Source organism: Staphylococcus sp. HMSC068C09, from assembly GCF_001813735.1.
Classification (GTDB): domain Bacteria; phylum Bacillota; class Bacilli; order Staphylococcales; family Staphylococcaceae; genus Staphylococcus; species Staphylococcus hominis.
On record NZ_KV813756.1, the window covers coordinates 344,055 to 355,087 of the forward strand.

The 11,033-nt window shown below is 31.8% G+C and carries 14 protein-coding genes and 1 tRNA gene; 14 read left to right on the top strand and 1 reads right to left on the bottom strand.

The annotated features are described in order from the left end of the window. From HMPREF2930_RS06435 to HMPREF2930_RS06480, 10 genes are all read left to right on the top strand, one after another. Positions 1–649, top strand: a 649-nt coding sequence (locus HMPREF2930_RS06435) for a Smr/MutS family protein (protein WP_176745766.1), incomplete at its 5' end; no start/stop codon positions are given. A gap of 180 nt (positions 650–829) precedes the next feature. Continuing rightward, positions 830–1,144, top strand: a complete 315-nt coding sequence (gene trxA / locus HMPREF2930_RS06440; RefSeq protein WP_002449989.1) for a thioredoxin — start codon at positions 830–832, stop codon at positions 1,142–1,144. A 96-nt stretch (positions 1,145–1,240) separates the two neighbouring features. Further along, the gene (gene uvrC / locus HMPREF2930_RS06445; RefSeq protein ID WP_019835742.1) at positions 1,241–3,025 is read left to right on the top strand and encodes an excinuclease ABC subunit UvrC; all 1,785 of its coding nucleotides are present in this window, start codon (positions 1,241–1,243) and stop codon (positions 3,023–3,025) included. Positions 3,026–3,446: 421 nt separating this feature from the next. Beyond that, positions 3,447–4,061, top strand: coding sequence for a succinate dehydrogenase cytochrome b558 subunit (locus tag HMPREF2930_RS06450; RefSeq protein ID WP_017175714.1), 615 nt, complete (start codon positions 3,447–3,449; stop codon positions 4,059–4,061). 80 nt (positions 4,062–4,141) lie between these two features. Next, a complete protein-coding gene (gene sdhA / locus HMPREF2930_RS06455; RefSeq protein ID WP_019835741.1) occupies positions 4,142–5,908 on the top strand; it encodes a succinate dehydrogenase flavoprotein subunit in 1,767 nt (588 codons plus the stop codon). Next, complete coding sequence (gene sdhB, locus HMPREF2930_RS06460; protein WP_037541368.1) at positions 5,908–6,765, top strand: succinate dehydrogenase iron-sulfur subunit; 858 nt, start codon at positions 5,908–5,910, stop codon at positions 6,763–6,765. Before sdhA ends, sdhB begins: the two co-directional genes overlap by 1 nt. Before the next feature lie 175 nt (positions 6,766–6,940). Then, positions 6,941–7,738 (top strand): glutamate racemase, encoded by a 798-nt coding sequence (gene racE, locus HMPREF2930_RS06465; protein WP_002450014.1) that lies wholly within the window; start codon positions 6,941–6,943, stop codon positions 7,736–7,738. 30 nt (positions 7,739–7,768) lie between these two features. Beyond that, complete coding sequence (locus HMPREF2930_RS06470; protein ID WP_017175711.1) at positions 7,769–8,350, top strand: XTP/dITP diphosphatase; 582 nt, start codon at positions 7,769–7,771, stop codon at positions 8,348–8,350. Further along, positions 8,350–8,862, top strand: a complete 513-nt coding sequence (locus HMPREF2930_RS06475) for a YfcE family phosphodiesterase (protein WP_017175710.1) — start codon at positions 8,350–8,352, stop codon at positions 8,860–8,862. The genes HMPREF2930_RS06470 and HMPREF2930_RS06475 overlap by 1 nt, the downstream gene beginning before the upstream one ends. Positions 8,863–9,085: 223 nt before the next feature. Beyond that, positions 9,086–9,159, top strand: a tRNA-Arg gene (locus HMPREF2930_RS06480). 82 nt (positions 9,160–9,241) lie between these two features. Here HMPREF2930_RS06480 and HMPREF2930_RS06485 read toward each other — a convergent pair. Next, on the bottom strand, positions 9,242–9,997 hold the full coding sequence (locus HMPREF2930_RS06485) for a hypothetical protein (RefSeq protein WP_017174530.1): 756 nt from the start codon (positions 9,995–9,997) through the stop codon (positions 9,242–9,244). A 432-nt stretch (positions 9,998–10,429) separates the two neighbouring features. Here HMPREF2930_RS06485 and HMPREF2930_RS06490 point away from each other — a divergent pair, with 432 nt between their 5' ends. From HMPREF2930_RS06490 to HMPREF2930_RS11865, 4 genes are all read left to right on the top strand, one after another. Continuing rightward, positions 10,430–10,564, top strand: a complete 135-nt coding sequence (locus HMPREF2930_RS06490) for a beta-class phenol-soluble modulin (protein WP_017174531.1) — start codon at positions 10,430–10,432, stop codon at positions 10,562–10,564. Between the two features lie 40 nt (positions 10,565–10,604). After that, positions 10,605–10,739, top strand: a complete 135-nt coding sequence (locus HMPREF2930_RS06495) for a beta-class phenol-soluble modulin (RefSeq protein WP_070508280.1) — start codon at positions 10,605–10,607, stop codon at positions 10,737–10,739. A gap of 34 nt (positions 10,740–10,773) precedes the next feature. Then, the gene (locus HMPREF2930_RS06500) at positions 10,774–10,908 is read left to right on the top strand and encodes a beta-class phenol-soluble modulin (RefSeq protein WP_017174534.1); all 135 of its coding nucleotides are present in this window, start codon (positions 10,774–10,776) and stop codon (positions 10,906–10,908) included. Positions 10,909–10,950: 42 nt separating this feature from the next. Then, on the top strand, positions 10,951–11,033 hold an 83-nt coding region (locus tag HMPREF2930_RS11865; protein ID WP_141744264.1), incomplete at its 3' end, for a beta-class phenol-soluble modulin.

The window sequence follows — 11,033 nt, forward strand, 5'->3', positions numbered from 1 at the left end:
AAAATTAATGGATGAAGCTAAAGATAAAGCAAATCAGCGCATTAAATCAGCTACAAAAGAAGCAGATGACATTCTAAAAGATTTAAGAGAAATGCGAGATAAAAAAGGGGCCGACGTAAAAGAACATGAATTAATAGATAAGAAAAAACATTTAGAAGATCAATATGAAGCTAAATCCTTAAAACAAAATGTAAAAAAACAAAAATGGGATGATATTCATGCTGGCGATGAAGTTAAAGTATTATCTTATGGCCAAAAAGGCGAAGTATTAGAATTAAGCGGAGAAAATGAAGCTGTAGTTCAAATGGGTATTATCAAAATGAAGTTACCTATTGAAGATTTAGAAAAAACGAAAAAGAAAAAAGAAAAACCAACGAAAATGGTGACACGCCAAAATCGTCAAACTATTAAAACAGAATTAGACTTAAGAGGCTATCGTTATGAAGAAGCGGTTGGAGCTTTAGATCAATATATTGACCAAGCTGTATTAAGTAACTATGAACAGGTTTATATTATTCATGGTAAAGGTACAGGTGCACTTCAAAAAGCAGTTCAAAATCATTTAAAAAAACATAAAAGTGTTCAATCTTTTCGTGGTGGACTGCCAAGTGAAGGCGGATTTGGTGTTACAGTAGCAGAACTTAAATAATATAAAACTAGAATGTTGATTTTTTTAAAATTTGACGTACAATAAAGCAAGCGTTTAATCTTAACACAAGTTTATGACAAGATTAATAAATAGTGATAAAGATGAGCAAGAGCAATGCAGATATATGGAAAGTCTGTTATAATTTGCTCATCATTTAATATTTAAGGAGGATTGGCAATTATGGCAATCGTAAAAGTTACAGATTCAAATTTTGATGAAAACATTCAATCAGGTGTTAAATTAGTAGATTTTTGGGCAACTTGGTGTGGACCTTGTAAAATGATCGCCCCTGTGTTAGAAGAATTAGCTGGAGACTATGATGGTAAAGCAGACATCTTAAAATTAGATGTAGATGAAAATCCATCTACTGCTGCTAAATATGAAGTAATGAGCATCCCAACTTTAATCGTATTTAAAGATGGAGAAGCAGTAGATAAAGTAGTAGGTTTCCAACCTAAAGAAAACTTAGCAGAAGTTTTAGATAAACATCTATAATATTTAATACAATTATAAAAGAATGGGGCATTACATGTTATGTAATCGCTCCGTCTTTTTTATGTGAACGTCAAGTTAATAGAAAGGAGGAGACGGATGACCGACTACGAAGAAAAAATTAGAGATAAATTAAGTGTCGTCCCATTTGAACCAGGCTGTTATTTAATGAAAGATCGAAATGACCAAATTATTTATGTAGGTAAAGCAAAACGATTACGAAATCGACTACGTTCTTATTTTACTGGTGCACATGATGCAAAAACTACACGTCTTGTTAGTGAAATTCGCAACTTCGAATTTATTGTAACTTCAAGTGAGACAGAATCATTATTACTTGAGTTGAATTTGATTAAACAATATCAACCTCGCTACAATATTTTATTAAAAGATGATAAAAGTTATCCTTTTATAAAGATTACTAAAGAAAAACATCCACGTTTACTTGTGACTCGTACAGTAAAAAAAGGTACAGGAAAATATTTTGGACCTTATCCTAATGCATATTCAGCACAAGAAACTAAAAAATTATTAGATCGTATTTATCCTTTTAGAAAATGTGATAATATGCCTGATAAATTGTGTCTATATTATCATATCGGTCAGTGTATGGGACCATGTGTGTATGATGTAGATCAACAAAAATATGCACAAATGACACGTGAAATTACTGACTTTTTAAATGGAGAAGATAAAACAATTCTTCATAATCTTGAAACACGCATGCTAGATGCTAGTGAGAAGTTAGATTTTGAACGTGCTAAAGAATATAGAGATTTAATTCAACATATTCATAATTTAACTAAAAAACAAAAAATTATGTCTTCAGATAATACAATTAGAGATGTTTTTGGATATAGCGTTTCTAAAGGTTGGATGTGTATTCAAGTATTCTTTATTAGACAAGGAAATATGATTCAACGTGATGCAACAATGATTCCTCTACAACAAACAGAAGAAGAAGAATTTTATACATTCATTGGACAATTCTACAGCTTAAATCAACATATTTTACCTAAAGAAGTACATGTACCGAAAAATTTAGATAAAGATATCATTCACTCTGTAGTTGATACAAAAATTGTTCAACCTGCGCGTGGAACAAAGAAAGAAATGGTTGATTTAGCTAATCATAATGCTGAAGTTGCACTAGAAAATAAATTCCAATTAATCGCTAAAGACGAGTCTAGAACGGTAAAAGCTATTGAAGAACTTGGTGAAAGAATGGGCATTCAAACACCGATAAGAATTGAAGCATTTGATAACTCAAATATCCAAGGTGTTGATCCTGTTTCGGCAATGGTAACATTTGTGGATGGTAAACCGGATAAAAAAGGATATCGTAAATACAAAATTAAGACTGTGAAAGGTCCTGATGATTATAAGTCGATGAGAGAAGTTGTACGCCGTCGTTATACGCGTGTACTTAATGAAGGTCTTCCATTACCGGATCTTATTATCGTTGATGGTGGTAAAGGACATATGTCTGGTGTCATAGATGTACTAGAAAATGAACTAGGTTTAGACATTCCTGTTGCTGGATTAAGAAAAAATGATAAACACCAAACATCTGAATTATTATACGGTACAAATGCTGAGGTTGTACCTTTAAAGAAAAATAGTCAAGCCTTTTATTTGCTTCATAGAATCCAAGATGAAGTACATCGTTTTGCGATAACATTCCATCGTCAAACTAGACAAAAAACTGGATTACAATCTGTTCTTGATACAGTAGAGGGTATAGGAAGTAAACGAAAAACAAAATTATTAAGAACATTTGGTTCCATTAAAAAAATGAAAGAAGCTAGTATAGAAGATTTAAAAGCTGCAGGATTACCTAAAAAGGTAGCTGAAAATCTACAATATGCTTTAAAACAAGATTAATTTCAAAAAAAGGGGTATGACTTTGAATTTCATACCCCATACATATAGAAAGAATGTTACAATATAGTTAACAAAAGGCTTATTTTTTTAAGAAAGTATGGAAGCGTTTTCTAAATGAGAAATATTATCATTTTATAGTATTTACACAATTATCATGTAATACTTGTATATCTCATTTATTCGTCTTGTTTTTAATTATATTTACTTTTTTAAGACATACTTGTAGTTATGAAAAATAATAATACTCAATCTAATAAAAAGTAGATGTTTGATTTGTTTAATTTTCAGAAAATTTACAATCATTATAACTATTATATTTTTATGCATACGAGTACTAAATAAAATAGTAAATGCGTTTATAGTACTATCTTAAAAAGAAGCTATTTAAATTTATTATGTTTTATAACAGGGGGGACTCCTTTTGGCTAAGTCTAAAAATGAATTTTATCTTAGACGTCTTCATTCACTACTAGGGATTATTCCGATTGGTGCGTTTTTAATTGTTCATTTAATGATTAACCACCAAGCGACTCAAGGAGCTGAGGCTTTTAATAAGGCTGCAGGCTTTATGGAATCTTTACCATTTTTATTAGTAACTGAACTTATTTTGATTTACATTCCAATTTTATATCATGGACTATATGGTATTCATATTGCTTTTACTGCTAAAGAAAATATCGGCCATTATTCATTATTTAGAAACTGGATGTTTGCGCTACAAAGGTTAACAGGGATTATTGCTTTCGTATTTATCTTTGTACACCTATGGCAAACACGTTTACAAAAACTTTTCTTTGGTAAAGAAATCAGTTATGACATGATGCATCAAACGTTACAAAATCCAATTTGGGTTATCGTATACATTATTTGTGTTATTGCTGTCATTTTCCATTTTTCTAATGGTATTTGGTCATTCTTAGTAACATGGGGATTTTTACAATCTAAAAAATCACAACGTATTTTCACATGGGTTTCATTAATTATTTTCTTAATTCTGTCATACATAGGTGTGACTGCAATTTTAGCTTTTGCATAAAAAATGAAAGTAATAAAAGCATAGTTATAAAAGGAATCAATAGGTTAGTTTCAGATATATTTTAGGGGAGTGACAATTCTATGGCAGAGAAAAAAATTATTGTTGTCGGAGGTGGCCTCGCGGGTCTGATGTCAACAATTAAAGCTGCAGAACAAGGTGCACATGTGGACTTATTCTCAATTGTACCTGTTAAACGTTCGCACTCTGTATGTGCCCAAGGTGGTATTAATGGTGCGGTAAATACTAAAGGTGAAGGAGATTCACCATGGATTCATTTTGACGATACAGTATACGGTGGAGATTTCTTAGCGAACCAACCACCAGTCAAAGCAATGACTGAAGCTGCACCAAAAATTATCCATTTATTAGATCGTATGGGCGTTATGTTTAATAGAACAAATGAAGGATTGTTAGACTTTAGACGTTTCGGAGGTACACTTCATCATAGAACAGCATATGCTGGTGCAACTACAGGACAACAATTACTTTACGCTTTAGATGAACAAGTTCGTTCTTTTGAAGTTGATGGTTTAGTTACTAAGTATGAAGGATGGGAATTTTTAGGATTAGTTAAAGATGATGAAAATGCAGCAAGGGGTATTGTTGCTCAAAATTTAACTACTTCTGAAATTAAATCTTTCGGTTCTGATGCTGTTATTATGGCTTCAGGTGGCCCGGGTATTATTTTTGGTAAAACAACGAATTCAATGATTAATACTGGATCAGCTGCATCTATCGTATACCAACAAGGCGCTAAATATGCAAATGGAGAATTTATTCAAATACATCCTACGGCAATTCCAGGTGATGATAAATTACGTTTAATGAGTGAATCAGCACGTGGTGAAGGTGGTCGAATTTGGACTTATAAAGATGGAAAACCATGGTACTTCTTAGAAGAAAAGTATCCTGATTATGGTAACTTAGTACCACGTGATATTGCAACACGTGAAATCTTTGATGTATGTATCAATCAAAAATTAGGTATTAATGGTGAAAATATGGTGTATCTTGATTTATCTCATAAAGATCCACATGAATTAGATGTTAAATTAGGTGGTATTATTGAGATTTATGAAAAATTCACTGGTGATGATCCACGTAAAGTACCTATGAAAATATTCCCAGCAGTACATTATTCAATGGGTGGATTATATGTAGATTATGATCAAATGACAACTATTAAAGGGTTATTTGCTGCAGGAGAATGTGATTTCTCTCAACATGGCGGTAACCGTTTAGGTGCTAACTCGTTATTATCAGCGATTTACGGCGGTACAGTAGCAGGTCCAAATGCAATTAAATACGTTGAAAATATCGAAACATCATATACTGAGTTAGATGACAGTATTTATCAAAAACGTGTAGATGAAGAACAAAAACGTTTCGACGAATTACTTAATATGCGTGGTACTGAAAATGCTTATAAACTTCACCGTGAATTAGGCGAAATTATGACAGCTAACGTTACAGTAGTACGTGAAAATGACAAATTATTAGAAACGGATAAAAAAATTGTTGAGTTAATGGAACGTTATCAAAATATTGATATGGAAGATACACAAACTTGGAGTAACCAAGCTGTATTCTTTACACGTCAATTATGGAACATGTTGCAGCTAGCACGTGTTATAACAATTGGTGCGTATAACCGTAATGAATCTCGTGGCGCACATTATAAACCAGAATTCCCAGAACGTAATGACGATGAATGGTTAAAAACAACTTTAGCTGAATATCAAGGTGAATATGAAGCACCTAAATTCACATATGAACCTGTCGATATCAGTTTAATTCCACCACGTAAACGTGACTATACAAGTAAATCTAAAGGAGGTAAAAAATGATGGCTAACAATCAATCAGTAAAAGAAACTCCAGAAGAATTACGTCATACAGATGAACAACATAATCAAGAAACAACACATAAAGAAGAAAAAGACACGCAAAAAACAGTTAAATTAATTGTTAAACGTCAAGATAACCAAGAAGCAAAATCGTATGAAGAAACATTTGAAATTCCTTATAAAGAGAATTTAAACGTGATTGCTTGTTTAATGGAAATAAGACGCAACCCTGTGAATAGTAAAGGAGAAAAAACAACGCCAGTAGTATGGGATATGAACTGCTTAGAAGAAGTATGTGGTGCTTGTTCAATGGTTATTAATGGTCGTGCACGTCAAGCCTGTTCAGCAATTGTTGACCAATTAGAACAGCCGATTCGTTTGGAACCTATGAGTACATTCCCAGTCATTCGTGATTTACAAGTCGATCGTACAAGAATGTTTGATAACTTAAAACGTATGAAGGCTTGGATTCCAATTGATGGTACGTATGATTTAGGACCAGGTCCACGTATTCCAGAAAAGAAACGTCAAACAGCATATGAATTATCAAAATGTATGACGTGCGGTGTATGTTTAGAAGTGTGTCCTAATGTAACACGTAATAATAAATTTATTGGTGCACAAGCTATTTCACAAGTACGTTTATTTGATCTACATCCAACTGGTTCAATGACTAAAGATGAACGGCTGAATGCTTTAATGGGTGAAGGTGGTTTACAAGAATGTGGTAATTCTCAAAACTGTGTTAATGCATGTCCAAAAGGTATTCCATTAACAACGTCAATTGCAGCAATGAACCGTGAAACATCATTCCATATGTTTAAATCATTCTTTGGTTCTGATCATCAAGTAAATTAAATATGACATATTTGCCAGCAAAGTAAAAACTTTGCTGGTTTTTATTAATGGAGAATTCAATACGGATATAAATGTTTATTGAGTAAAATAAAAATGAGCAAAAATATCAATTAATGAATGATTAGGTTTGTCTATGGTAAAATAAACGTATTATGTATTATAAGGATGAATGTAAATGAATAAACCCATTGGTGTCATAGACTCTGGAGTTGGAGGACTAACTGTAGCTAAAGAAATTATGCGACAACTTCCTAATGAGACAATATATTATTTAGGCGATATCGCAAGGTGTCCATACGGTCCAAGACCTGGAGAAGAAGTAAAAACTTTTACGACGCAACTTGCTAATAAACTGATGGAATTTGATATAAAAATGTTAGTCATTGCTTGTAATACTGCAACTGCAGTGGCGTTAGAACATTTACAGCAGTTATTACCAATTCCAGTTATTGGAGTCATTGAACCTGGTGCTAGAACCGCTATTATGACTACAAAAAATCAAAAAGTTTTAATTTTAGGTACTGAGGGCACGATTAAATCAGAAGCTTACCGCCATCATATTAAAAGAATAAACCCAAATGTCGAAGTATATGGGGTAGCATGTCCAGGTTTCGTACCACTCGTTGAACAAATGCGTTATGATGACCCTACAATAACTAGTATTGTAATACATCAGACTTTAAAACATTGGCGTAACACAGATGCCGATACTGTTATTTTAGGCTGTACGCACTATCCATTATTATATAAACCTATTAATGATTATTTTGGTGGAAATAAAAAAGTTATTTCTTCTGGGCTTGAAACTGCACGTGAAGTAAGTGCATTACTTACGTTTAGTAATGAACATGCAAGCTATACGCAACATCCAAAACATCGATTTTTTGCAACAGGTGATACGGTTCATATTAAACATATCATTTCTCAATGGCTGAAATTAGATGTAGAAGTTGAACGTATAAAAGTAGATTAAATTTAAAACAGAAGTGAAAGGAAGATTTAAGTGGCAGACATTGTTATAGCTTCTAACAACAAAGGTAAAATAAATGATTTTAAAGCTATTTTTCCAAATGATAATGTTATTGGCATTTCAGAAATTATAAAGGACTTTGATGTTGAAGAAACAGGCACTACCTTTGAAGAAAATGCACGATTAAAATCTGAAGCGGCAGCTAAAGCACTCAATAAAAGAGTGATTGCCGATGATAGTGGTCTAGAAGTATATGCTCTAAATGGTGAGCCTGGTGTATATTCTGCACGTTATGCTGGTCTTGAGAAAAATGATGAGTCAAATATTGATAAAGTACTTAAAAAGTTAGAAGGTGAGACAAATAGAAAGGCACAATTTGTATGTGTCATTAGCATGAGTACGCCAAATGAACCAACACATATGTTCAAAGGAACTGTATCAGGAGAAATTACAACAGAACGTAAAGGTGATCATGGATTCGGATATGATCCTATTTTTTATCTTCCAGAGAAGAACAAAACAATGGCTGAATTAACTACAGAAGAAAAAAGCGATGTGAGTCATCGTGGAAATGCAATTAAAGCTTTAAATGAATTTTTGGAGCGTGAAAAATAATGTCTAAATGGTTAATTGTAAGTGATAATCACACTGAATCTGGAATTCTGTATCAATTATACGACTATCATAAAGACGCAGATATATGCTTACATTTAGGAGATTCTGAATTTAAATATAATGATACTGAATTAAGCTTGTATCAACGTGTAAAAGGTAATTGTGACTTTTATCCTGAATTTCCAAATGAAGACATCATTGAAAAGAACAGTGTTAAAGCATTATACACCCACGGTCATCTTTATGGTGTAAATCAAACACGTATGCGTTTGGCTGAAAAAGCACAATCTCTTGGTTGTCAATTTGCGTTTTATGGGCATACACATATAGCTAAATATGAAAAATTAGGCGACGTCCATATTATAAATCCTGGTAGTATTTCACAGTCGCGTAGTAATATAGAAGAAACATACGCAGAACTACTTATAGAGGATGAAAGTAAAAAAGCTACGCTGAATTTTAGAAATAGAGATCATCAAGTCATACAATCAATAGAATTTGAAATTAATTAACTATTAAAAGGGCTAGGACTACAATGCAAGATAGTCTAGTCCTAGCTAATTTCAAATTTGATACCAAACATTTAGCTATTTAGTTTAACTAAATAGCAACGAAGAAAGTATGTGATTAGTTGCAATTATACGTAATTAGTGGAAAATATAAACTTTTTTTATATTAAAGCTATTGCTAAATAAGATTTCTTTAGATATAATAATACTTGTGTTAAAAAATAATGTCCTGGTAGCTCAGCTGGATAGAGCAATGGCCTTCTAAGCCATCGGTCGGGGGTTCGAATCCCTCCCAGGACGCTAATAAACCCCGTTAACCATTGTGGTTACGGGGTTTTTGCTTATCTATTTTAAACTCACTATGATGACTTGCTTCAAGAATTTAATTATTATATTTATCCCATTTTCCAGCTGCTATGTCAGCTTCTTGTTCTTTAATGTTTTGATAGACTTCTTCAGCGTCATCACCTTCGTAGTAACCTTGCTCAATTGCATGTTTTGTTTGAAGTTCTCCAGATGAAAGACCGCCATTATATTTTTTTCTGAGTGCATCATAATACTCATCTTCAGTTTCTGCTGCATTGATTTCAGCATTAGGATCCGGAGTTGCATTTTCATCATCTACTGAAACATCTGACTCATTTGGTCGGTCATAAATTGATTTTTCTTGACCATTTTCAACTCTAAGTGAACTTTGATACGCTACACTAGCAGGACCTTCCATTACATTTCCTTGTGGAATAATTCCATTTGCAACTGCACTATTGTAAGCTTGTATCTTTTGTTCTTCACTATAATTTCCATAAATAATTGATTCTAATGTACTTCTATCTTTAATATTAGAGAAATCAATTTGATTATTATTTTGAGATGAAACATCTTCTATGGTATCTTTTGAATCTCTTTCTTCGTTTGACTTCTGTTCATTACTTGTATTTTCAGTATTTTGATTTTGGATAGTTTTGTCATTATGTTCTATAGAATTCTTATCTGATTTTGAAATATGCTTATCTTCTTTCTCTTTTTTATTGTTGGTATCATTCTGTTCTTTTTTATTATCACCAGTTAAAGAAAAATCATTATCACATGCACTTAATATTAAAAAACTACTAAATAATAAAATGAAATATTTTTTCATATGTATTCTCCGTTCGTTCACTCAATTAGTAATTATTAATAACACAGTCCTTTTATTCACATTTTACGTAGGAATTACTTTTAATATCACCACCTTATAACCATTTAATTAAATTTACTAGAATAAATATAATGAAAATATACACTTTTGGATTATATCATATAATTATGTATTAAATATTTTTAATTATTTTATTTTTATAATCTAAAAAACTTTGACGAGATAGACATATTTGAATTCCTAACTGTAAATATAAATTTTTAAATTGCACAGTTTTGATGATTTAAGTATAAGTTACGGAAAATGACACAACTATCTAAATAAACCCTTTATAGTAAAGATAACAAAACGATAGTTAAACAAAACAAAGCAAGCAATACAGTAACCTATCGTTTTAGAATTTTACCAATTAATTTCTAAGGAGTGTATGAAATGGAAGGTTTATTTAACGCAATTAAAGATACAGTAACTGCAGGTATTAATGGTGATTGGACAAAATTAGGTACAAGTATTGTTGGTATCGTAGAAAACGGTGTAGGTTTAGTTAGTAAATATTTAGGTTTCTAATTTAAAGATAATTATAAATAGTACAAAGGAGATAACAAACATGGAAAAATTATTCGACGCAATCAAAAATACAGTAGACGCAGGAATTAACCAAGACTGGACAAAATTAGGTACAAGCATTGTTGATATCGTATCAAGTGGTGTAGGTATCTTAAGTAAAGTATTCGGATTTTAATTAATTATTAATTACGTATAAAGGGGTTATTAACATGGAAAAATTATTCGATGCAATCAAAAATACAGTAGACGCAGGAATTAACCAAGACTGGACAAAATTAGGTACAAGCATTGTTGATATCGTATCAAATGGTGTAAGCATTCTAGGTAAATACTTAGGATTCTAATGTAATAACATTTAAAAATAAAAAAAGAATGGAGAAATTCAAATGACTAAATTAGCAGAAGCAATTGCAAATACTGTAACAGCAGCACAAAATCAAGATTGGACAAAATTAGGTACAAGTATTGT